Here is a 20,550-nt window from a genome sequence, read left to right on the forward strand (position 1 = left end):
TTAATAGTGCGTTGGCAAACCGATACGGATCAAGGTGTACATCTCTCCGAGCTGATCAGTGCCCTGTCGCACGCGCTGGATATGACCGAGGGGCAGCCACCGGGCCATTGTATGCGGTGCTGCTGGATTGGCATGCACCTGAGCGAACAGCTCTCGCTGAGTGAAGAGGAGTGCTGGGAGCTCTATTACACTCTGTTGCTCAAGGATTTGGGGTGTAGCAGCAATGCAGCTCGCATTTGCGAACTGTACGGTGCCGATGATTTGAGCTTCAAGCGTGATTTCAAATGGGTGGATGGCAGCCTGGGGCAGGTGGTTCGTTTCATGCTTCAGCACACCGGGCGCAATGAAAGCATGGCCAATCGTGTGCGTCGGCTGCTGAAGGTAACACGTGAAGGCGAGCGATTTGCGGATGAGATGATTACCACGCGGTGTGAGCGTGGTGCCGCCATTGCGCGTGATCTTGGCTTCAGTGAGGCAGTGGCTCAGGGCATTCACAGTCTGGATGAGCACTGGTCCGGTCGCGGGCGACCTGAAGGGCTGGAGAGTGAAGCCATTCCGCTGTATTCACGCATTGCTCTCCTCGCCCAGGTGGTGGATGTCTTTCATACTGCGGCCGGTCCAGAGGCAGCTCTGAAAGAAGCACGCGCCCGCAGCGGCCAATGGTTTGATCCTGCTTTGGTGGCTGCCTTGGATACCGCCGCCATTCAGCCCGGCTTCTGGGAAACGCTTTCCAGTGATCATTTGCAGGCGCAGGTGCTGTCCCTGTCACCCAGGAGTCATCGTATCGAGGTAGATGATGATTACCTTGATCGTGTGGCGGCTGCCTTTGGTCAGGTTGTGGATGCCAAAAGCCCCTATACGGCCGGTCATAGTGAACGTGTGGCTTTGTACACTGACATGATCTCGGATGACCTGGGGCTGGAGCCGGCACGCAGGCGGTGGCTTCGTCGTGGAGCCTTATTGCACGATGTCGGAAAACTGGGCGTGAGTAACAGTATTCTGGACAAGCCCGGCAAACTTGATGATGAGGAGTGGGCGCAGGTTCAGCAGCACGCGGGTTTTACCGAGGACATTCTGGGGCGCATAGCGGCTTTTGCGGCATTGGCGAGAACGGCAGGCGCACACCATGAAAGGCTGGACGGAAAAGGCTATCCACGCGGGCTGACAGCTGACGAAATTTCACTGGATACGCGCATCATCACAACCGCCGACATCTTCGATGCCATCACGGCAGAGCGTCCCTATCGAGGGGCGATACCCGTCCCCAAGGCGTTGTCCATCATGGAAGAAAGCCTGAATACGGCGCTGGACAGTCGGTGTCTGGAAGCACTCAAGCGTGCACTTGAACGGCTGGAACTACAGGGTGAGGATACAGTGTTGGGTGCCTGAGGAGGGACAGAACCAAAAGGCTCTGTCCCGGCGTCTACTCAGTGTACCAGAGCTGATGCACCTGCCAGCGGGCGGCGCGGTTTCAGCAGGCTGACCACGTTCTTGTACATGGACTTGAGGGCGTTGGCCAGCATTTCAGCGCGTTCGCGGCGCGCCTGTTCAACATAGTAATCCACGTCTACCATACCTTGCTGTGTCATTACCATGCGGTTGTAGTCGGACATTTTAGAGTAGAGCTCCTTAATTGGCTGTTGATTTCGGAGCTAATACTAAGGTCTAATCGAACGGACGACAAAGGATTCATTTTCAGGCTATAGTTGAAAAAAACTAAACAGTCCGGAGAGCACCGCCATTCGCCGTTTACCGCCGCTTAATGCCCTGCGCAGCTTCGAGTCTGCAGCCCGCCTGCAAAGCTTTAATGAGGCGGCCGATGAGCTGTGCGTTACCCCGTCTGCCATCAGTCACCAGATCAAGTCGCTTGAAGAATTTTTAGGTTTGAAACTGTTCCGCCGGGAGCGGCGGCAGGTGAGTCTGACCGCAGCCGGTGAGCGTTATCTGCCCTCCATCCAGCTGGCGCTGGACGAGGTCGAGAGTGCTACACGCCGACTGATGACATCACCCAACCTCAGCGCCGTTAATATCAGCGTGGCGCCCGCGTTTCTGTCGCGCTGGCTGGTGCCCAGGATCAGCCGCTTTCAGGAGCAGTATCCGGATGTGGAGCTGCGCTTCAGTGCGACCACCGGTTATATCGACTTTGTGCACTCGGACACGGACATGGCCGTGTATTACGGGGAGGGCAACTGGAGCGGTGTGGATATTCATTTTCTGCGCCATCTGGCCTCAACGCCGGTGTGCAGCCCACGCCTGATGGAAGGCCCGACCGGTCTGAGCCGACCGGAAGACCTGTTGCAGAAAACGCTGATTCACGTGAGCGGCCGACGGCAGGAGTGGTCACAGGTACTGCGGCAGCTTGGTGTTCGCGCTACGGGCCTGACCCGTACCATGTCGTTCTCCAGTACGGCACTGGCGGTATCGGCGGCGATAGAGGGGATCGGCATCGCCCTGGCAGACAAGGCGCTGGTGCAGCGAGAGCTGGAGTCCGGACAGCTGGTAGTGCCCTTTGATATCACGCTGGACAAGCCCAAGGGCTTTTATCTGGTGTATCAGGAAAAACGCCCCCTGACCTATGGCATGGAGGCGTTTCGTGACTGGATTCTGGCAGAGATGCAGCAGGACATGGCCCCGCCGAGCGGGGCCACCCCGGCCGCTACACCTTGAAGCGGCCCAACTGCTGGCTCTGCTTCTGGCTCAGCTCGTTCATGGTGTGACACAGGCCGGTCTGTTCTTCGGCTGCTTCCGACACCTGCTGACTCAGATCCCGAATATTGGTGGTGTTGCGGTTGATCTCCTCGGTGGTGGAGCTCTGCTCTTCCGCCGCGGTCGCAATCTGCACCGTCATTTCGTTGATGGACTGAATGCTGTCACGGATGCTGGCCAGAGATTCGCTGGCAGTATTGGCGTGACTCTGGGTTTCCAGCGCACGATCCGTGTTGTCACGAATGCTGGACTCCGCCGTTGCAACCCCTTGCTGAAGCTGCTCGATCATGCCGCGAATCTCGGTCGTGGACTGCTGGGTACGTGACGCCAGTGCCCGGACCTCATCGGCCACCACCGCGAAGCCACGGCCCAGATCCCCGGCGCGTGCTGCCTCAATGGCCGCGTTAAGGGCGAGCAGGTTGGTCTGCTCCGAGATATCCACGATGGTGGTCAGGATAGACTCGATGTTGTTGCTGTAGTGGGTCAGCTGGGTGATGTTCTCCATCGCCTTGTTCATGTCGGTGACCAGCGTATCGATGGCATGGCGTGTCTCATCGACCACCTGAGCGCCGTCCTGTGCCGAGCTGTCAGCCTGGCGCGCCGCTTCGGCAGTGGTTTGGGCGCTCTGGGCCACTTCCTGAGCCGTGGCAGACATTTCATGCATGGCGGTGGCCAGTTGGTCCAGTTCACTCAGCTGCTGGCGAATGTAGGAGGTAGAGGTGGACGCCGAGTCGGCGGTATCCCCCGCTTTGCCTTGCATGATATCCGCCTCGCGCTTGATCTCGGAGATCAGCTCCTGCAGGTAGTCGATAAAGCTGTCGAAGGCGCCGGCCAGCACACCGAATTCGTCCTTGGTGTTCAGGTTCAGGCGTTTGGTCAGATCGCCTCCGCCCTGGCTGATTTCATTCAGCGTGGTGCTGAGTGTGCCAAGCGGCTTGAGGATGCGCTGCATCAGCAGATAGAGCACGGCGCAACTCAACAGGGTGCTGAGTACCGCACCGACGATGGCCCACATGCCGAACTGATTGGCTTCAGCCATCACCTTGCTCTTGTCCAGCATGACACCGATCAGCCAGTCGCTGCCCGGCAGATTTTCGACCGGCGTAAAGGCGGTCAGGTGTTCGTTGCCACCGATGCTGACAGGTTGCAGAGTATTGGAGAGCTGCGGCATGGTCTGGTTGTCGATCAGGGTGTTGAACGTTTTGCCGTTCAGCTTCGCATCCGGGTGGCTGATGATCTTGCCGTCCCGGTCGATCAGGAAGGTGTAGCCGGTGTTGTTGAAATTGACCTGGTTCAGCGTATCGGCAATTACCTTAAGGCTGATGTCGCCACCAAACGCGCCTTTAAATTCACCCTTATCAGTCAGGTTGGTGACGGCCGAAATCAGGATTTCGCCGGTGGCTGCATCGGCATAGGGGTCGGTCAACACGGCCTGGTCGTTGTTACGGGCATAGGGGTACCAGGGGCGCTTTCGAGCATCCCAGCCTTCCGGGTTCCAGCTTGGGTCATTGGTGATGGGTGCGCCATCAGTGTCCAGACCACCAAAAACCAGAAGGAAATTTTCCTTCAATACCTGGGAGGAGAACACCAGCTCAATGGTATCCATGCTGAAGTCCTGGTCGATGGTCTGTGCCATCAAATCAATTAGACCCAGTCGGGCATTGAGCCAATAGCTGATTTCGTGACTGAGCGTATTGGCAGACTCGCGAACATTATCGGCGGCCGTGTTGTACAGCGCATTGCGCACCGAGTTGTACTGGAACAGCGAGAAAGCAGTGAATGCAATCACCACCACCAATGAAGCCGCCAGCGCGACTTTATGAGCAACCTTCATGTGTGGAACCCCTTTTAATCCGTTTTGTGGATGCAGGCGGGACCTTCCTTGGCGTGACCTGAGCTTTCAGTAAAGTTTAATGCGCCCATCTGCGCAAATACGTAGCCAACCCGGTACATTCAACGGGCTGTGACTGTCCTTTCGGCACCTGATATCAAGGATGGTCGATTCTCGGCCGTTAGACAAAGTCTGCAGTGATTGCGCACCGGTCGGGCGGGCATACGTCTAAAGTCTAATTTGTATCACAGTGACACCCATGCCGACAGAGGTGTGTGAAAAAAGTGACAGTTGGTTAATATGTTCATTGAATGTCGGAGCGCCCGGGCATGTCATTCTGCGTAAAACATTGGAGTCAGGCGGGTGGGCAAGAATAGAATGGGCACATCTTTTGTGCACAGGTGAAGCATGTCGACGACTAACAGCCAGCCCTTTTATCAGCTGACCCCCGATACCGTGATCGATGCCGTCGAATCACTGGGGTATTGGTGTGATGGCCGCTTTCTGGAACTGAACAGTTATGAAAACCGCGTCTATCAGGTGGGCCTTGAAGACGATACGCCGCTGATTGCCAAGTTTTACCGCCCGGGGCGCTGGAGTGATGCGCAGATTCTGGAAGAGCACCAGTTCTGTTATGAGCTGGCGGAGCAGGAGCTGCCGGTGGTGGCGCCGATCCGGTCCGAGTCCGGCGAGAGCCTGCTGCATTTCAAGGACTACCGCTTTGCGCTCTATCCACGACGTGGCGGGCGCGCGCCCGAGCTGGCCGACCCCGATCATCTGTTTCGTCTGGGGCAGACCCTGGGGCGCTTTCATCTGGTCGGGCAGACTCGGCCATTCACGGAACGGCCAGCACTGGATATCCGGTCCTACGGTATCGACAGTATTGAGCTGATTGCGCGTGACTTTATTCCGTCCTCACTGCGAGATGCGTACACCAGTCTGGCAGAGGACCTGTTAAGCGGTATCGAGGTCTGTTACCGGGCAGCGAGGGATATCCGCTCAATCCGCGTGCACGGAGACTGCCACGGCGGCAATATTCTCTGGCGCGACGATACGCCCAACTTTGTCGATTTCGATGATGCGCGCATGGCGCCTGCCGTACAGGATCTCTGGATGTTGCTGACCGGTGATGATCGCCAGCAGCAACAACTACAGCTGTCCGAGGTTATCGAGGGCTATACGGAGTTTGCCGAGTTCGACCCGCGCGAGCTGCATCTGGTGGAAGCCCTGCGTACGCTGCGCATGTTGCACTACAGTGCCTGGCTGGCGCGCCGCTGGGACGACCCGGCGTTTCCACGCAGCTTCACCTGGTTCAATACGGAACGGTACTGGGGTGAGCACATCCTGCAGTTGCGCGAGCAGCTGGCGGCCATGCAGGAGCCGCCACTGACGCTGCTGTAGGGGTTAACGCGGCGGGTCGAGCTGGTTGTTGATGCTGGCATTGACGCGGAACCAGCCGGCGATGCTGAAACGGTCGGTCTTGGCCGGCAGCACTTCATGCGGGAAACGCTCGCTGAGGAAGATCACAAGCGTGCCCATGCGCGGCACCACTGTTGCGATGGTTGCGTCGCTGTCCGGCTCGGGCCAGATCAGCAGTTCGCCGCCCTGTGTCTCGTCCCATTGAGGGTTGAGGTAGAGCACGGTGGTCAGAACGCGGTTGGTTTGCCCCCGAAAGGCATCCAGATGGCGTGCATAAAATGCCCCTGCCGGGTAGTGGGCGAAGTGGGCTTCGTAATCAAACAACCCCATGAACAGACGGCGGTTCAGGCCCTCGCGAAGCCCTTCCATCCAGTCCAGATAGGCTGTTTCGGCCGGATGCTGACGGTTCAGCCAGCGGATCTGATCACGGCGAATGCGCCCGTGCAGCTGGTGGTCCTGATCACGGCCAATGCCGGCCCGGTGAAAGGCGTCATCGTCCTGTGCGCGTACATGCTGGTAGAGGTCCTGTAACAGGCTCTCCGGCAGCGCGGATGGCAGAATCAGATAGCCGTTTTCGACCAGTTCATCAGCGATTCGGTCATACAGGCTGGAGGTGAGGTCGAGTTCGAGCTCGGGGGGTGAATACACGCATGCATCCTCCTTGTTGGAAGATGACTGTATACTGTGAATAGCGTCTAATGTCAGCAAAAATTCAAGCAAACAGGTGATAAATGTCATCTTCTTTCTGTAAGTGCCTGATCCTCAGTATCCCCCTTTCACTGTTGGGGTGTACCGAAAGTGCTGTTGGCGAGAAGCAGATGACGGTCAAGGCATCGGCCTACAATTCAGTGGTTGCGCAAACCAATGACAATCCAACGCTGGCAGCCTGGGGTGACCGGCTCAAACCCGGCATGAAAGCCGTGGCCGTTTCACGGGATCTGATCAGGCAGGGGCTGACCCATAACACGCTGATCGAAATTGAAGGTCTGCCGGGCAAGTACCGCGTGCTGGACAAGATGAACAAGCGCTGGACCCGCAAGATTGATATCTACATGGGGAAGGACGTGGAAGCCGCCCGCGAGTGGGGCGTGCGTGAAGTGAAGATTCGCTGGACGCCCCAACCCACTGAAGGCTAGTCAGGGCTCGATGCGCTGGCCGTCCCAGGCGAAGACCTGGCCGCTCTGCTCCGGCGTCAGACCATCGAGCACCCGCAACAGGGATTCGGCCGCGAATGTCGGCGTAAACAGCTTGCCTTCGGGGACGCGGGCCTGAAACGGCTGTGACAGCGGCGTATCCACGGTGCCCGGGTGCAGCCCGGCGACCACCAGTTGTGGCCAGCGCCGTTTGGCTTCGATAGCGGTACAGCGCAGCAGCATGTTGAGCGCCGCCTTGCTGGCACGATAACTGTACCAGCCACCCAGCCGGTTATCCCCGATACTGCCAACGCGAGCCGACAGTGCCGCAAACAGGGCCCGCCTGTCTTTGGGCAGCAGCGGAATCAGATGCTTGGCCAGCAGCGCTGGGCCCAGGGCGTTAATCTGCATCTGCTGATGGAAATAGTCCGGTGTCAGTGCCCGCCAGCTTTTTTCCGGCTGTTGATCCTCGGTATGCAGCATCCCCGTGGTTGTCAGCACCAGTTGAGGACTCTCATCCGACAGCTGCCGTGCGGCCGCAGCGATACTGGCTTCGTCAGTCAGATCTATCTGCCCCAGCCTGAGCCGGTCGCCATGCCGGGCCTGCAAGGCTTCGGCATCCGCGGGCCGGGTGCGTGACAGGGTGTACACCCGGCTGACCTGGGTATCGTTGAGCAGACAGTCCAGCACTGCACGGCCGATCCCGCCGCTGGCACCGACCAGCACCACACAGACGGGGGCCTCAAAGGCGGTCAGCAGGCTCATAAAGCCTCCCGGTAGTGGTTGAAGATGGTATGCACATCGACCTGTGCCCCCAGCCGTGCGGCGAGCATGTACAACCCGCCCATCTTGCGATGCAGGAACAGGACATCCGCTGGCGGTGTATGCCAGGCCTCGGGGTTGCTGCTGATCGCCATGCCTTGCGCATGGATGCGCTGGGCCAGGTCAGAGGTGCCGAAATCGTAGGGGCCGGGCGTGCGCAGGGGCTCGGTGGCTTCCATGAAGATATCCAGCACCACCTGGCGGTTGGCGGCGTCGTGACGTTGGCCGAAGAAGCCCAGCTGTTCCAGTGCCGCACCCAGTGCCGCTGCATCCTGATCCGTTGCGGCACAGATTGCCCGGCCGTACTGACTGACGAACTCGGCGGAAAAATGGCGTACAGCACCAAAATCCAGCAGTACCAGCCTGTCCTGCTCCAGGTTGTACTGGTAGTTGGCCGGGTTGGGGTCGGTTTGCACAGTGCGCAGCTGGAACAGCTCACAGAAGAACAGCTCCAGCAGCAGCGCCGGAATGTGGTGTTGCAGACCCGGTTGCCGATCGGCGGCATCGGTCAGGCTGATGCCGTCGAGAAAATCCATGCACAGCATCTGTTCGGTGGACAGCTCGATATCGACGCCGGGCAGGGCCAGTGCGGCACGGTGGCGGAACTGTGTCAGCGCGTCGGCATAGCTCAGCAGTGCTTGCTGCTCATGCAGGTAATCGGTCTCCAGCCGCAGCTGGTGCTTGGCTTCCTCAACCAGCGCATCGATATCCAGATCTCGTGGCAGCAGGCCGCTCAGGCGCAGCAGTGAAACCACGTTGTCGATATCACTGTCGATGCTGCGACGGACCCCGGGGTACTGAATCTTGATCGCCAGCTCACGCCCCGCGTGGGTTCGGCCCCTGTGCACCTGACCGATGGAGGCGGCGGCCACCGGCTCGAAACTGAACTGGGCCAGACGCCGATCCCAATCCTGGCCCCAGTTCTGTTCCAGCACGTCCACCAGCTGGGCGGCCGGCATGATGACGGCATCATCGCGCAGACGCTCCAGTACGGCAGCCAGTTCCGGTGGCAGCAGGGCACCGGAGTCCATGGAGATCAACTGACCCAGTTTCATCGCCGCTCCGCGCATGCGAGCCAGTTTGTCAGCCACCTGTTCCAGGTTCCTGCGGCTGAGCAGCAGCTCGGACATCACGGGGCGTTGGCCGCGCAGCCAGTGCTTGCTGCTCTCCGTGACCAGGTTGCCCGCGACCCTGCCGGCCAGTCCGGTCAGGCTGGCCATCCGCGAAATACGGCTGCTGGGCACTGCGGCTGCACGTCTTGGCTTGTTATCGGCTGAGTTCATTCGGTCTCCTGAGCATCCGGCCCGGGTCTGTCTGAGGTATGATGCAGCTTACGCACAGGTGTGTGGTTTGGATGTATCAGCAAGGTGGTATCGCAGCGATGGAGTACGAGTTTCGGCAGGACCTGTACGGTCAGCCAGAAGCCATTGTGGAATTGGAGCAGGCACTGTTCGGGCGCTGGCTGGGTGAGGCGTTGGGCGCGGATCTGGCACAGGCTGAGGCGCTGCTTAAGCAGGCGCTGTCGATACAGCAGACGCGCCGGGGACAGCATGTATGGCATGGGCGGGAGCTGAGCCTGCAGCTGGATACCGACAGTGCTCGGGTCTGGCTGCATGCCGAGGATGAAGCATCGCTGCTGGATGAGGGGTTTGGCTGGTCCGATGCGGAAGCCGAGGCCGGTCTGGACGACTTTATCGAGCTGCTGCAGGGTTGGATGGATTATATTCGGGATTGCGGCTAGGCAGTGACGGGAATTCACTGCTAGAATTCCGAGTAATTCACTCAGCTATAGTGTAACGGAGAGCAGATCATGAGCATTCAGATCGGTGAAACCATCCCCAATGTAGAGTTGCGCGTCATGGGTGCCGAAGGCCCGGAACCCGTCAATACGGCTGACCTGTTCGCAGGCAAGAAGGTGGTTTTGTTTGCCGTACCGGGCGCATTTACGCCGGGCTGCTCCCTGACACACCTGCCGGGCTTCGTGGTCAAGGCTGACGAAATCAAGTCCAAGGGCGTCGACAGCATCATCTGTACGGCGGTCAATGATGTGTTCGTGATGGACGCCTGGGGCAAGGATCAGAATGCGGACGAGATCATCATGCTGGCAGACGGCATGGGTGATTTTGCCAAGGCACTGGGACTGGATCAGGACCTGAGCGCCGTTCAGTTCGGTGTGCGCAGCCAGCGTTACGCCATGATCGTGAATGACGGCAAGGTCGAGCTGCTGAATATCGACGAGAAGGGTATCGACAAGAGCAGCGCCGAGACCATTCTGGCGGCACTCTAAGCGCCGACCCTTCGGTTAGTAAGAACGCCGACCTGTGCAGGCAGGTCGGCGTTTTTTATGGGCGTCAGCTCAGGTCCAGTGCCCGCGCATGATGACGCAGGTGGTCTTCGATAAAGCTGGCGATGAAGAAGTAGCTGTGGTCGTAGCCCGGCTGAAGACGCAGCTCCAGCGGATGACCGGCTGCCTCGCACGCCGCTTTGAGCGCCTCGGGCTTGAGCTGCGTCTGCAAAAAGTCATCGGCCTCGCCCTGATCCACCAGCAGGGGCAGTTTCTCGGTGGCGTTGGCGATCAGCTCACAGCTGTCCCAGGCGCTCCAGCTGGCGCGGTCTTCGCCCAAGTAGCCGGTCAGGGCCTTTTCACCCCAAGGGCAGTTCATCGGGTTGCTGATCGGCGCAAAGGCTGAAACGGACGCATAACGGCCCGGGTTTTTCAGGGCGCAGATCAGGGCGCCGTGTCCGCCCATGGAGTGGCCGCTGATGGCGCGCTGGCGGGTGACCGGGAAGTGCTGTTCGATCAGTGCCGGCAGTTCGTCGGTCACGTAGTCATACATGCGATAGTGTGCGGACCAGGGGGCCTGGGTGGCGTTAACGTAGAAACCGGCTCCGGAGCCGAAGTCGTAGCTGTCGTGCTCACCGGGCAGGTCGGTGCCGCGCGGGCTGGTGTCCGGCGCCACGATGGCCATGCCCAGCTCGGCGGCGATCCGTTGTGCACCGGCTTTCTGCATGAAATTCTCATCGGTACATGTGAGGCCCGACAGCCAGTAGAGCACCGGCACCGGTTGGGTTTGCGCCTGTGGCGGCAGGTAGATGGCAAAGATCATCTCCGTACCGGTGGCGGTTGAAGTGTGTTTGTAGCGCTTGAGCCAACCATCGAAGCATTTGTTACTGGCGATCAGCTCGGGGGCTTGTTGTGACATGAGTGGTCTCCTGAGTTAGGTATGCGTTCTGATCGAGTATGTCGATTGGTGCGGGCTTTGGAGGCGACACTGTCGCTCGACACGCGGTAAATCCGTCCCTGGACGCTCGGTGGCGCCATCCCTGGCGCCAGCGGTCGATCAACAGCATCGCCTCCACGCTCGTCAGTTCTGTGCCAGATCCGACGTGAGACTTGAACCTGCTATCCACTTCCCATCTTCAGTAATGCAGGGCTGGCACAGACTATCGATGGACGGGGTGGCCTCGTCTGGCTGACCCTCTGCCGCCAGGGATGGCGGCAGGGAGCCCCCATGGATGGGTTTACGGCGTGTCAGACAGATGAGGTGACCACGGCCAAGGGCACCACCAGAATCGCCGCCAAATCACTGATCGAACAGAATCACCGAGCGGATGCTCTTGCCTTCGTGCATCAGGTCGAACGCCTTGTTGATATCCTCAAGGCCCATGGTGTGGGTGATGAACGGATCGATCTCGATCTTGCCGTTCATGTAGTCCTCAACGTAGCCCGGCAGCTGGCTGCGGCCTTTCACGCCACCGAAGGCAGAGCCTTTCCAGACACGGCCGGTGACCAGCTGGAACGGACGGGTCGAGATCTCTTCACCCGCACCGGCCACGCCGATGATGATCGACTCACCCCAGCCCTTGTGGCAGCACTCCAGTGCCTGACGCATCACCTGTACGTTGCCGATACACTCGAAGGAGTAATCCACACCGCCGTCGGTCATGTCGACGATCACCTGCTGGATCGGGTCGGAATAGTCCTTCGGATTGATGCAGTCGGTGGCGCCAAACTGACGTGCCATCTCGAACTTGTCTTCATTGATGTCGATGGCGATGATGCGTTCGGCTCCGACCATGCGGGCGCCCTGAATGACCGACAAACCGATGCCGCCGAGGCCGAATACGGCCACGGTGGAGCCCGGCTCAACCTTGGCGGTATTTTTCACCGCCCCGATACCGGTAGTGATGCCACAGCCCAGCAGGCAGACTTTCTCCAGCGGCGCATCCACGTGGATCTTCGCCAGCGAAATTTCCGGTACCACGGTGTACTCGGAGAAGGTGGAGGTGCCCATGTAGTGGTAGAGGGTTTCGCCGTTCAGCGAGAAGCGGCTGGTGCCGTCCGGCATCAGGCCCTGGCCCTGAGTCGCACGTACGGCCTGACACAGGTTGGTCTTGCCGGAGAGGCAGAACTTGCACTTGCCGCACTCGGCGGTATAGAGCGGGATCACGTGATCGCCCGGTTTCAGCGTGGTCACGCCGGGGCCGACTTCTTCCACCACACCGGCACCTTCATGGCCCAGAATCGAGGGGAAAATGCCTTCCGGATCAGCGCCGGACAGGGTGAAGGCATCGGTATGGCAGACGCCGGTGGCAACGATGCGCACCAGTACCTCGCCCGCCTTGGGGCCCTGAACATCCACTTCTTCGATTGTGAGCGGGTCGCCTGCTTTCCAGGCAACGGCAGCGCGTGATTTCATCTTGCATCTCCTGTTTCGTTGATGGATGCAGTCTAGTCCCGGAATGGCACTGTGATAATGGCACCAATCGAAAAGCATTTTTGCTCAGCAGCAATAATTCTGGCATATAGAGGGCAACCGGGAGTGCGGAGAGCGACATGCGAAACTGGGAAGCGATAGAAGCCTTTGTGGAAGTGGTGCAGCAGGGCAGTTTTTCGGCGGCGGCACAGAAGCTGAAGGTCTCCCCCTCGCATGTGAGCCGGCTGGTGGCGCGTCTGGAGGCGGAGCTGAACACACCGCTGCTGTACCGTACCACCCGCAAGTTCCGCCTCAGTGAAGCCGGTGAGCGTTACCATCAGCACTGCCGTGATCTGCTGCAGGGCTTCGCGGCGGCAGAAGAGTCGCTGGCGGGGTACCAGGCGGAACCCTCGGGGACGCTGAGGGTGACCTGTGCCACCACCTTTGGCGAGCGTTTTCTGGCACCGCAACTCAATGACTTTGTGCTGAAGTACCCCCGCATCCATCTGGATCTGCATCTGACCAATCGCCAGACTGACCTGATCAGCGAAGGCTACGATCTGGCCGTGCGGATGGGCACGCTCAAGGACTCCTCACTGCTGGCGCGGCGACTGTGTGACCGGCGCGAGTACCTCTGTGCCAGCCCCGAGTATCTGTCCCGTCACCCCATGCCGCATACCCTGTCCGAGCTGAGCCGACACAACTGCCTGCAGGGATCGAATACGACCTGGCTGTTCAGCGACAATGGACAGCGGCGGGAATTGAAAGTAAGTGGCAACTGGCGCTCCAACTCGGGGCCGGCGCTGCTGGATGCGGTGCGCAAGGGGCTGGGGATCGCGCAGTTGCCGGACTACTACGTGGAGCCGGCGCTGGCGCGGGGGGAACTGGTCTCCATGCTGGAGCAGTACCGCTATCCGTTCAGCGGTGTCTGGCTGGTATATCCACAGGCACGGCAGCGTTCGCCCAAGCTGCAGCTGCTATGTGATTTCCTGCTGGAACGTTTTGCCAAGGGGTTGCCCTGGTAGGGCTACTTCACATCCAGCAGCTTTTCCGAGGGCTCGCGCGGGTGCTCCTCCCAGCGAATGCGGATGCTGAGCTGATGGCGGGTTTCGTCCTCACTGGCGGATACCTTCAGGTGCAGCAGGCCTCCCGGCGTCAGCTCCAGGGTCTGGTCGCCGTCACTGAATTCCAGCTTGCCCTTGCCCAGGCCGCGTGCGATGGCCTTCAGGAGCCCCTGAATGGACTTGCCGTCCTGATAGGACTCATGCACGAATTCGTTTTTGGATGGCATGTCGGATCTACTACCTCGCCGCGTTGAACGTCTCGGGGCGGAACACCTTGGCGAACGGGTAATCGTTACTGATGCCGAGGATATGCCGCTTGGGATGAATGATCGTGGCACCACAGCCCACGCCACGCAAGCCCTCCTGCCTGCGTGAGTGCCGGTCCAGCGTAATATCCGCTTCCAGGTGCAGCAGCCCCTGCTGCAGTGCCAGCCGCTGTCCGCGGGTGCGATTGATATGGCCGTGCACCAGTGCGCGGATACCGCTGCTCTGAACGGCTTCGACACCGGCCTCGGTCAGTGGCAGGTCGGCGGCACGGTATTTGGTCCTGAAGGTGTTGGCCAGCGAGCTGTAGTAGAAGCTGAACAGATCCCCCTTAAGTGCCTTGCGAAAGCGCTTGTTGACCGTTTTTAGGCCGCGCCGGGCGATCAGTGCTCCCATGGCATCATCCAGCCCCGCATGCAGAAACAGAAAAGAGCCTCGCTTGCGCACCAGTTGCATGCGTTTGAAGAACCAGTAGAACTCGCCCCTGGGCTTCAGAAACAGCTTCTGACAATGCCGGGCCACGGCGTAGACGGTACGGATATCCATGCCGGCGGCTTCACAGTGACGCTCGAAGCTGTCCGCCTTGCTGCGCATCTTTTTCAACTCCCGGGCGATGCCGGCTTCGGTCAGAATGCCGCGGGCATGGTCGGGAAAACGCTCGAACCAGTCTTCACCGGGCAACAGTCGTTTGCGGCAGGTGTCGGCATCAGGAACGCCCTTGAGCCAGTTCCGACCGGGCTCGGCATCCAGTACCTCGCGAAACAGCGGGATCACCTTCTTGCCCATGCGGGCGAACAGGTGCGCATTGCCGGTGTGGCGCTTTTGCTGCATGGATCTCAGGCCCATCATCAGGCGCAGATCATGGTTGCCGGCCAGCAGCGTGACGCTGGCGCCGGTGTCATACAGCCGCTTGAGGCTGCGCAGCATCTGCAGATTGCTCGGTCCCTTGTCGAGGCAGTCACCCCCGATAATGAACTCGGCCTTGCGGCCTGCCTTGGTCAACGTGAAGTGACCGCTGCCTGCGGTGTCCTTGAGCTTCACGCCACCACTGGCCACCAGCGAGGCCTCGAATGCCTGTGGATCGGCGTGCGGATCGGAGATGAAGATCACCGGTCGCCTGGGCCAGTGCCAGTCGTCATCCAGCTGCAAATTCGCCGAGGGGCTGGTTAGATTGCGCAGGCTGCTGTCGGCCGATCCCTTTTCCAGCGGCCAGTCACAGCAGGTGAGTGGCAGTCGGGCACGAATGTCGGCGTGCTCGGGGCGGGACTTGATGGTGGGCAGAGCGGGGCGCGGCATGGCATCCTCGGGCAGCAACGCCCTGTTCAGTCGGGGCGTTCGGTGGTTTGGCGCTGTTTCCAGTCGCCACTGTGGTGGCGCCAGCCGGACAGCGGGTTCTGTTCCAGCACCACGGGCCGGGCGTGGTACATGCTTAACCGCCTAATATCGTCGAATTGTATGACATTCAGATGATAGGCCGCGTGGCGAAAGGCGGCGCCGTGTCCGAACAGCAGCTGCAGGCCGGGTGTTTCACTGGCCGCACAGAGGCGCAAATGTCCGGCCACACGGGCACCGGCCTCCAGCAGGGATTCGGCCCCTTCCAGTGGCAAACGGTAGTGGCTGTTGGACTTCCAGTCGGCGGGTGGCGCGTCAAAGCGCGGGTCCCGGGCCAGGATCTGCTCGATCTCGCCGATGGTCAGGTTGGCGGCGGAGCCCAGGCGGCGTTCACACAGGTCCGATACGCTGGTCAGCCGCGGGGCCGAGGGGAAATAATCAGCCAGCTCGTCCATAAAGATCTGTGCAGTCTCCCAGGCACGCAGCAAGGTTGAACAGTGCACCTCGGGGCTGAGTAGAATATCCTCCCGATCCAGCCAGTCACCCCAGCGCCGCGCCTGCTCACGCGCCTCGGCGGCACCTGATTCGGTCAAGGGATAGGGTTGCAGCGCGCTCGGTGTATCGGGGCGCTGCTGGTAGTCACCGTGGCGAATGAGGGCGAACAGTCTATTCATGGTGCAGGCGCTCCTGCAGGGCCTGAATCAACGGCTCAAGCCCGGTAAAGTTGCTGTGCCGGGCGGCGTCTTCCGGGCTGATCCACTGACACAGGCGGCTGTCATGCCACCACTTGTCGTCTGCCGGGGCCGCCGTCACCTTGAGTGGGAACAGGGTGATGCGACACTCCCCACCCCACTTGGCATGCCTGATATCGCCCAGTGGAACGGGGTCGATCTCGCCGCGAATGCCCATCTCCTCCAGTGCTTCCTTCTCGGCCGATTCGGCCGCGCTCAGGCCCGGCTCAACGATCCCCTTGGCCAGCTTCCAGCGTGGGTTGTTGACGCTGCGGAACATGAGCAGCTGCAGCGTGCCCTGCTCAAGCCGGTATGCCAGCACACCGGACTGGGTGTAGTAGTAGGCGGGGCGGTCGCGCCAAAGGGTTTGGCCGTTGAACTGCACATCAAACTTCTGTGGCAGGCTGCGGGGGCGCACCAGTTGTTGCAGCTGCCAGCAGCCCGGTGCCAGGCTCTGCTCGGCACTCAGGTGGGCGAGGGTCGCGGTGGGCATCAGCTTGCCGTCTTCGGGAATGGCGAGTGGCTCTTCCAGCAACTGCTGCAGCAACTGTTCCAGCCCCGGATTGTGTGCCACCAGCAGAGCGCGCTGACAGCGTTTCAGCAGAGGCTGCAGGCTGTTCCACATCTGCTCCGGTGTGGCGAGATAGAGGCTGTCGTCGAACTGAATGCGCGGGGCGGGAATGCCCATCACCTTGGCACATTTCTCGGCGGTCAGGCGGGCGCGCTCGGCGCCGGAGCTGATAATGCAGTCCGGCTTCAGGCCCTGACGCTCGAGCCAGTGGCCGATCCGCTGAGCGTCCCGTTTGCCACGGGTTTTCAGTGTGCGCGGATAGTCGCCCTGTGGGTGAGCGGCTTCGGCCTTGCCGTGTCGAAGCAGCAGCAGTTCAGCCATGCGTCAGTCCCTCCCGTGCATACCAGTGGACCAGATGGTCAAAGTCGGCACGGCCACTGGCCTCATACACATTCAGACGGCTGAGCCGCTCCCGATAGTCGGCTTCCGGCGGCAGGGTGGGGGCCGACAGAAACTCGCCCGCCGCATTCTGATAGAAGGCGCCCGGGGATTTCATGATGCCGGGCAGCAGGTCGCTGCGCGCCTCGAGGTTGACTGGCTGGATCTGGCAGGGTTCATCGCTGGCCGGAGACCAGTTGAGCAGGATGAGGTCGTGCAGCGGAGCGCTGAGCACCAGGCTGCCGGGGCCATAGTAGTCTTCCACCGGCACGTCGGATTTGAATTCCAGCTCCCAGAGCGCTTCGGGTGTGAGCGCGCCAAATTCGGCCTGACGGGCCGGGCTTAGAATCGGGCGCAGGCGCGGGTTGTGCAGCAGCGTCCCCGGGTTCACCCGAGGCAGTTTGGCCACGCCGGTGCCTGTCAGTCCGGTCGCGGTGGGAGACACGAACAACCGGTCGTTGGTGATAAAGCGCGCTTCGGGCAGCTCCATCAGGCGCAGCATCAGGGTCGATTTGCCACCGCCGGAGCTGGCCGCCACCGCTACCCCGCGCCCGCCCACGGACAGGGCCGCCGCGTGGCAGATCAGGCCGCCCTGTTGTTGCAGGTGGTTGATATGCTGGTTGTTGATAAAGTTGACCGCCTGCGCCAGATGTTCCTGCGCCGGTCCGATCAGAACCGGATCCTGCTGGCGCTGCAGCATCAGCATGCCGGTCTTGACCTTGCGAATCAGGCGCTGGCCGTGGGGCAGATCGACCACCGCTTCCTTGAGACCGCTCTTGCCGGTTTCGCGTGGCCAGTCACGCCAGTCCAGATCCGGTTTGATGGCCGGCTGATCCAGCATCCAGATCTGAACCTGCGGCCTGGTGTGTGTCTCTGAGGGCTGTGGATAACTGCGATAGTAGTGGCGCAGGGCGTCGATCAGCGCAGGACTGTTACTGTTGACCTGCAGCCGGAAGTCTTCCAGTCGCAGCTGGAAGGCTGCAGTACATTGGGCCTTGGCGGCTTCCAGTGCCTGAGTGTCGAGCGGGTTGTTCAGCATGCCTGCTCCTGTTCCAGCGTGTGCAGAATCCAGTCCCGGTAGGCGGCGGCTGCATCGATCCCACAACCTTCCAGCGCACCACGGAAGCCGCCAAAGGCCGAGACTTCAAATACCACGGGGCCCTCATCGGTCAGCGCAATATCCACGGTGGTGAAGTCGAGTTCAAAACAGCCTTGCGCACGTTGGCCCAACTCGATCAATGCCGCGTCCGGCTCAAAGGCTTCGTAGCGACCGCCACTGTGAATGGTGGTATTCCAGGCATCGCCGCTGCCCACCCGAGCGTAGGTACAGAGGTAGTTGCCGCCCACGAATACCATGCCCAGGTCTCGCCCGGACAGGTCGAGTTTCTTCTGAATGTAGAGCATGGGATTGTCGGCTGCAAAAGCCTCAAGCCGGGCTTTCAGGTCGGCATCACGGACGTCCAGCAGCGTCATGCCGCGTGCCTTGGTGGAATAGAGCGGCTTGAGTACGGCGCTGCCAAAATCTTCCACGGCGGTTTGTGCAGCCGACAGCGATTCGGTCACGCGCGTCGGCGGCAGGGGGATACCGGCACCGGACAGGCTTTGTGTGCCACTGAGGCGGTCAATCAACTGCAGCAGACTGCGGCAGGGGCTGAATACGCGCACACCCGCCTGCTCGGCACGGCGCAGCAGTTCAATGCGGTCCAGCGTCGCCGGGGTGTAGACCTCGCTGATCTTTTTCACCACTAGGCCATCCAGCTCGGTGAGGTCGGTGCCTTGATACAGCAGGCGTCCAGTGTCCAGTTGCAGTTCCACCTGGGCCATATCGATCACCAGCCGGAAGCCGGTGCTGGTTTCAAGAGCGTCGGCCAGGGCTTCGGTAGACCATTTGCCGGGGACACCGACCACGCCAATACGCAGATTACTCAAGGAACAACTCCTTCAGGGGCAGTTTGAAACGGGTTTCCTTGCCGGGCCTGGTCGCGCTGATCTGTTCCATCAGGTAGAGCGCGCGCAGATACATGCGTCCGGCCAGAGACTTGTCGAAGATGAATCGGGTTGAGGTGATAAAGGAGCGTGCCAGACCGATCGCCAGACGCAGATCAAAGGTGTCATCCTGCTGCTGGCGGGCAAAGCGGCGACAGGCCGTGAACAGGGCACGGGCCACGGCCATAAGGCGGCGCCGGCGTTCGGGCTCCAGAATCTGTAAGCGGTAGATGGACACCATCAGTACCGAGATGTCCTGACAGTAGTCCAGATAGCGTGAGCGGTGCAGGTCGATAAAGAAAATCCGCTTTTCGGTCGGGTCGTAGATGATGTTATCCACATTGAAATCCCCGTGGATATAGACCGAAAAGGGCGGCGGGCAGCGCGCTTCCACTTCTGCCGTCTGGTTGACCAGTGACTGCAACGAGGGCAGCGTTTCGCCGCAGATCTGCCGGGCCGGGCGATCAAACTCCGGGTGCACCGACAGTATGGCCGGCAGACGCTTGTCGAGCTGGCGCATGAATTGCGCCGGCTCCGGTGTCTTGTTGCGGGTTTCGCGCCAGATAGAGCGCAGGGTCCGCATCAGCTGACGGCTGGCCTGCTCCAACAGCTGCTCGTCGTCGGCAAACAGCAGGGACTCAAGCGTCTGCCCCGGCAGATGTTCGATCAGCATGGAGGCCGAGCCATCCTTCTCGGAGTGCGCGAGGATGCGGGGTGCCAGGCCGGGATAGATCTCGTGCCAGCTTTCCACGCCCTGCACTTCCTCGACTACCTTGCCGGGGTCACCTTCCTTGTAGATCGCCAGATAGCGGCTGGAGCCGTTCTTGCGAATGCCGGCAATGGCGCTGCCGGAGCGGGTTTCGGCCAGCGTACTGATATCCAGTTTCTTGAGCGGTTTTTGCAGCTCGGCGGCGGCCTGTCGGATGTGCGACAGGTTGGACAGGTTTACGCTCTGCCCCAGGTTGGCGGACAGAATCGCCTCGGCCATCTGCTCCAGCGCCAGTACCATCTGGCGCAGGGAGAAACAGGCAAACAGGGACGACAGCAGCCGGGCCGGCTCCTCCGTCGAAGACTTGATGAGCAGTTCCCGTTGCAGTGTTTCGCAGGTTTTCAGCATGCGGTCGCTGCGCTGCTTCAGACGCACCGCCGCGTGGGTATCCGCCTCGAACAGGCCGGGCTCGATCAGTTCCAGCGCAGAGATGATGCGTTTCACCAGGCGACGGAACTGTTTGCGCTTGGGGGGCGTGGGCAGTTCCTTGTCGGCGTGCCGGGCAAATTCGCGCATGCAGCCGCGGGCCGCATCGGTCAGGTGTTCCAGTGCCTGGGCCAGATTATCCACCGCCCGCATGCGCACTTCCTGCTGCACCGGCTTGCGGCTGCGACTGAGCGAGCGCACGGTGCCGCGTTGTACGCGCATGCGCAGGTTACTGACATAGCCACGGCGTGATTCCAGTGTGGCCAGAGGGCCCATCGCCGGGGCGCGGAAAAAGTGCGCCAGTTGCTGGAGCTGGGTGTCGACCTCGCTCACCAGAAAATGGAGGTTTTCCTGTATGATCTGACTCAACGCACTCATGGATGCCGGCTGCCACAACAATTCGCGTGTCACTATACGTTAA

At 60.5% G+C, this 20,550-nt stretch carries 21 protein-coding genes; 7 read left to right on the forward strand and 14 right to left on the reverse strand.

Annotation, left to right across the window (positions count from 1 at the left end; translation table 11 throughout):
* The first annotated feature begins 6 nt into the window (after nt 1–6).
* Nucleotides 7–1,389 carry an HD-GYP domain-containing protein gene (locus H9C73_RS00700; RefSeq protein WP_328797910.1) on the forward strand — a complete coding sequence of 461 codons (1,383 nt, stop codon included), beginning with the start codon at nt 7–9 and terminating at the stop codon, nt 1,387–1,389.
* Between the two features lie 38 nt (nt 1,390–1,427).
* Here the strand turns inward: H9C73_RS00700 and H9C73_RS00705 are convergent, their stop codons facing one another.
* Nucleotides 1,428–1,613, reverse strand: a complete 186-nt coding sequence (locus tag H9C73_RS00705) for an RSP_7527 family protein (protein WP_209285851.1) — start codon at nt 1,611–1,613, stop codon at nt 1,428–1,430.
* Between the two features lie 127 nt (nt 1,614–1,740).
* Between H9C73_RS00705 and gcvA the strand changes: the two genes are divergently transcribed.
* On the forward strand, nt 1,741–2,667 hold the full coding sequence (gcvA, locus tag H9C73_RS00710) for a transcriptional regulator GcvA (protein WP_209285969.1): 927 nt from the start codon (nt 1,741–1,743) through the stop codon (nt 2,665–2,667).
* Here gcvA and H9C73_RS00715 read toward each other — a convergent pair.
* Nucleotides 2,657–4,540: a methyl-accepting chemotaxis protein gene (locus H9C73_RS00715; RefSeq protein ID WP_209285852.1), complete on the reverse strand. Its 1,884-nt coding sequence runs from the start codon at nt 4,538–4,540 to the stop codon at nt 2,657–2,659. The two genes, gcvA and H9C73_RS00715, sit on opposite strands and share 11 nt — an antisense overlap.
* A gap of 405 nt (nt 4,541–4,945) precedes the next feature.
* Between H9C73_RS00715 and H9C73_RS00720 the strand changes: the two genes are divergently transcribed.
* Entirely contained in the window at nt 4,946–5,938 is a 993-nt protein-coding gene (locus H9C73_RS00720) for a serine/threonine protein kinase (protein ID WP_209285853.1), read from the forward strand.
* A gap of 3 nt (nt 5,939–5,941) precedes the next feature.
* Here the strand turns inward: H9C73_RS00720 and H9C73_RS00725 are convergent, their stop codons facing one another.
* A complete protein-coding gene (locus H9C73_RS00725) occupies nt 5,942–6,604 on the reverse strand; it encodes a 2OG-Fe(II) oxygenase (RefSeq protein WP_328797911.1) in 663 nt (220 codons plus the stop codon).
* Between the two features lie 83 nt (nt 6,605–6,687).
* On the opposite strand from H9C73_RS00725, the gene H9C73_RS00730 reads away from it, so the two are divergent.
* Complete coding sequence (locus tag H9C73_RS00730; RefSeq protein ID WP_236013992.1) at nt 6,688–7,092, forward strand: 3D domain-containing protein; 405 nt, start codon at nt 6,688–6,690, stop codon at nt 7,090–7,092.
* On the opposite strand, the gene H9C73_RS00735 is transcribed toward H9C73_RS00730, so the two are convergent.
* Both H9C73_RS00735 and H9C73_RS00740 read right to left on the reverse strand, forming a co-directional pair.
* A complete protein-coding gene (locus tag H9C73_RS00735) occupies nt 7,093–7,854 on the reverse strand; it encodes an SDR family NAD(P)-dependent oxidoreductase (protein ID WP_209285855.1) in 762 nt (253 codons plus the stop codon).
* Nucleotides 7,851–9,194, reverse strand: a complete 1,344-nt coding sequence (locus H9C73_RS00740; protein ID WP_209285856.1) for an ABC1 kinase family protein — start codon at nt 9,192–9,194, stop codon at nt 7,851–7,853. Before H9C73_RS00740 ends, H9C73_RS00735 begins: the two co-directional genes overlap by 4 nt.
* A 71-nt stretch (nt 9,195–9,265) precedes the next feature.
* Here H9C73_RS00740 and H9C73_RS00745 point away from each other — a divergent pair, with 71 nt between their 5' ends.
* Nucleotides 9,266–9,652 (forward strand): YacL family protein, encoded by a 387-nt coding sequence (locus H9C73_RS00745; RefSeq protein WP_209285857.1) that lies wholly within the window; start codon nt 9,266–9,268, stop codon nt 9,650–9,652.
* 69 nt (nt 9,653–9,721) lie between these two features.
* Nucleotides 9,722–10,198 carry a peroxiredoxin gene (locus tag H9C73_RS00750; protein WP_209285858.1) on the forward strand — a complete coding sequence of 159 codons (477 nt, stop codon included), beginning with the start codon at nt 9,722–9,724 and terminating at the stop codon, nt 10,196–10,198.
* Nucleotides 10,199–10,262: 64 nt separating this feature from the next.
* On the opposite strand, the gene fghA is transcribed toward H9C73_RS00750, so the two are convergent.
* Nucleotides 10,263–11,114, reverse strand: coding sequence for an S-formylglutathione hydrolase (gene fghA / locus H9C73_RS00755; protein ID WP_209285859.1), 852 nt, complete (start codon nt 11,112–11,114; stop codon nt 10,263–10,265).
* A 381-nt stretch (nt 11,115–11,495) separates the two neighbouring features.
* Nucleotides 11,496–12,611, reverse strand: coding sequence for an S-(hydroxymethyl)glutathione dehydrogenase/class III alcohol dehydrogenase (locus H9C73_RS00760; protein WP_209285860.1), 1,116 nt, complete (start codon nt 12,609–12,611; stop codon nt 11,496–11,498).
* Nucleotides 12,612–12,748: 137 nt separating this feature from the next.
* Between H9C73_RS00760 and H9C73_RS00765 the strand changes: the two genes are divergently transcribed.
* Nucleotides 12,749–13,633: a LysR family transcriptional regulator gene (locus H9C73_RS00765; RefSeq protein ID WP_209285861.1), complete on the forward strand. Its 885-nt coding sequence runs from the start codon at nt 12,749–12,751 to the stop codon at nt 13,631–13,633.
* A 2-nt stretch (nt 13,634–13,635) separates the two neighbouring features.
* Here H9C73_RS00765 and H9C73_RS00770 read toward each other — a convergent pair whose 3' ends face one another.
* Genes H9C73_RS00770 through H9C73_RS00800 form a run of 7 tightly spaced genes read right to left on the reverse strand, consistent with a single transcriptional unit; the run spans nt 13,636 to nt 20,507 of the window.
* Entirely contained in the window at nt 13,636–13,899 is a 264-nt protein-coding gene (locus tag H9C73_RS00770) for an amphi-Trp domain-containing protein (RefSeq protein WP_209285862.1), read from the reverse strand.
* A gap of 10 nt (nt 13,900–13,909) precedes the next feature.
* On the reverse strand, nt 13,910–15,232 hold the full coding sequence (locus tag H9C73_RS00775) for a metallophosphoesterase (protein ID WP_209285863.1): 1,323 nt from the start codon (nt 15,230–15,232) through the stop codon (nt 13,910–13,912).
* Between the two features lie 26 nt (nt 15,233–15,258).
* Complete coding sequence (locus H9C73_RS00780) at nt 15,259–15,942, reverse strand: histidine phosphatase family protein (RefSeq protein WP_209285864.1); 684 nt, start codon at nt 15,940–15,942, stop codon at nt 15,259–15,261.
* Nucleotides 15,935–16,891: a histidine phosphatase family protein gene (locus H9C73_RS00785; protein ID WP_209285865.1), complete on the reverse strand. Its 957-nt coding sequence runs from the start codon at nt 16,889–16,891 to the stop codon at nt 15,935–15,937. Before H9C73_RS00785 ends, H9C73_RS00780 begins: the two co-directional genes overlap by 8 nt.
* Complete coding sequence (locus H9C73_RS00790) at nt 16,884–17,987, reverse strand: HprK-related kinase B (protein ID WP_209285866.1); 1,104 nt, start codon at nt 17,985–17,987, stop codon at nt 16,884–16,886. Before H9C73_RS00790 ends, H9C73_RS00785 begins: the two co-directional genes overlap by 8 nt.
* The gene (locus H9C73_RS00795) at nt 17,981–18,877 is read right to left on the reverse strand and encodes a GAK system ATP-grasp enzyme (RefSeq protein WP_209285867.1); all 897 of its coding nucleotides are present in this window, start codon (nt 18,875–18,877) and stop codon (nt 17,981–17,983) included. Before H9C73_RS00795 ends, H9C73_RS00790 begins: the two co-directional genes overlap by 7 nt.
* Nucleotides 18,870–20,507, reverse strand: coding sequence for a phosphotransferase family protein (locus H9C73_RS00800; RefSeq protein ID WP_209285868.1), 1,638 nt, complete (start codon nt 20,505–20,507; stop codon nt 18,870–18,872). Before H9C73_RS00800 ends, H9C73_RS00795 begins: the two co-directional genes overlap by 8 nt.
* Nucleotides 20,508–20,550 lie beyond the last annotated feature (43 nt).

Source organism: Marinobacterium alkalitolerans (assembly GCF_017776525.1).
Taxonomy (GTDB): domain Bacteria; phylum Pseudomonadota; class Gammaproteobacteria; order Pseudomonadales; family Balneatricaceae; genus Marinobacterium; species Marinobacterium alkalitolerans.

What these genes read in the sequence shown, in the direction of transcription:
- H9C73_RS00735 (WP_209285855.1), bottom strand. Translation starts at nt 7,854, where the DNA reads ATGAGCCTGCTGACCGCCTTTGAGGCCCCCGTCTGTGTGGTGCTGGTC.
- H9C73_RS00730 (WP_236013992.1), top strand. Translation starts at nt 6,688, where the DNA reads ATGTCATCTTCTTTCTGTAAGTGCCTGATCCTCAGTATCCCCCTTTCA.
- H9C73_RS00790 (WP_209285866.1), bottom strand. Translation starts at nt 17,987, where the DNA reads ATGCTGAACAACCCGCTCGACACTCAGGCACTGGAAGCCGCCAAGGCC.
- fghA (WP_209285859.1), bottom strand. Translation starts at nt 11,114, where the DNA reads ATGTCACAACAAGCCCCCGAGCTGATCGCCAGTAACAAATGCTTCGAT.
- H9C73_RS00705 (WP_209285851.1), bottom strand. Translation starts at nt 1,613, where the DNA reads ATGTCCGACTACAACCGCATGGTAATGACACAGCAAGGTATGGTAGAC.
- H9C73_RS00720 (WP_209285853.1), top strand. Translation starts at nt 4,946, where the DNA reads ATGTCGACGACTAACAGCCAGCCCTTTTATCAGCTGACCCCCGATACC.
- H9C73_RS00770 (WP_209285862.1), bottom strand. Translation starts at nt 13,899, where the DNA reads ATGCCATCCAAAAACGAATTCGTGCATGAGTCCTATCAGGACGGCAAG.
- H9C73_RS00800 (WP_209285868.1), bottom strand. Translation starts at nt 20,507, where the DNA reads ATGAGTGCGTTGAGTCAGATCATACAGGAAAACCTCCATTTTCTGGTG.
- H9C73_RS00715 (WP_209285852.1), bottom strand. Translation starts at nt 4,540, where the DNA reads ATGAAGGTTGCTCATAAAGTCGCGCTGGCGGCTTCATTGGTGGTGGTG.
- H9C73_RS00750 (WP_209285858.1), top strand. Translation starts at nt 9,722, where the DNA reads ATGAGCATTCAGATCGGTGAAACCATCCCCAATGTAGAGTTGCGCGTC.
- H9C73_RS00760 (WP_209285860.1), bottom strand. Translation starts at nt 12,611, where the DNA reads ATGAAATCACGCGCTGCCGTTGCCTGGAAAGCAGGCGACCCGCTCACA.
- H9C73_RS00740 (WP_209285856.1), bottom strand. Translation starts at nt 9,194, where the DNA reads ATGAACTCAGCCGATAACAAGCCAAGACGTGCAGCCGCAGTGCCCAGC.
- H9C73_RS00745 (WP_209285857.1), top strand. Translation starts at nt 9,266, where the DNA reads ATGTATCAGCAAGGTGGTATCGCAGCGATGGAGTACGAGTTTCGGCAG.
- H9C73_RS00775 (WP_209285863.1), bottom strand. Translation starts at nt 15,232, where the DNA reads ATGCCGCGCCCCGCTCTGCCCACCATCAAGTCCCGCCCCGAGCACGCC.
- H9C73_RS00765 (WP_209285861.1), top strand. Translation starts at nt 12,749, where the DNA reads ATGCGAAACTGGGAAGCGATAGAAGCCTTTGTGGAAGTGGTGCAGCAG.
- H9C73_RS00780 (WP_209285864.1), bottom strand. Translation starts at nt 15,942, where the DNA reads ATGAATAGACTGTTCGCCCTCATTCGCCACGGTGACTACCAGCAGCGC.
- H9C73_RS00785 (WP_209285865.1), bottom strand. Translation starts at nt 16,891, where the DNA reads ATGGCTGAACTGCTGCTGCTTCGACACGGCAAGGCCGAAGCCGCTCAC.